This window comes from Vibrio sp. Y176 (genome assembly GCF_033438945.1).
Window position 1 is genome coordinate 1 of sequence record NZ_JAWOQS010000846.1, and the last position, 588, is coordinate 588.

Sequence of the window (588 nt, forward strand, 5' to 3'; positions counted from 1 at the left end):
CACAGGAATAAGAAGCTGATGAGGCCCTTCTGGTGCGGTGGACCATTGGTTGTAGGCTGGGTTGTAGCTTTGCAGCTCTTTTACCCCGATGCCCGCGTAATCAGCAGCGATAGCGAGATCCAGTTGTTCTTTCGGATCGACTAACGTCAGCACTGGTTTGTTTGGGATAGATGGAATGTCGATACCGTACTTTTCTTGGTTTGCCACCACGTCCGCAAGAGCGAGAAGTTTTGGCACGTAGCTACTGGTCTCTTTTGGCAGATCTAAAGAGAAAAAGTCGACAGGTTTACCCAATTTTTTGTTCTTACGGATAGCGCTAGATACACGACCGCCGCCACTATTGTAGGCTGCGATTGCGTGTTCCCAGTTTCCGTCAAAACGTTCATTTAATTGAACAAGATAATCCAATGCAGCATCGGTAGAGGCTGCGACATCGCGACGCCCGTCATACCAGTAGTTTTGTTCAAGCCCCATCATTTTCCCGGTGCCTGGCACAAACTGCCACAAACCTGCTGCGCTACCGTGCGAGTAGGCGAAAGCGTCAAATGAGCTTTCCACAACCGGTAGAAGAGCAAGCTCCATTGGCAA

The 588-nt window shown here is 49.8% G+C and carries 1 protein-coding gene; it reads right to left on the bottom strand.

Annotated features, from left to right (window positions below):
• On the bottom strand, positions 1 to 588 hold a 588-nt coding region (locus tag R7O13_RS28995), incomplete at both ends, for a transglycosylase SLT domain-containing protein (RefSeq protein ID WP_318305476.1).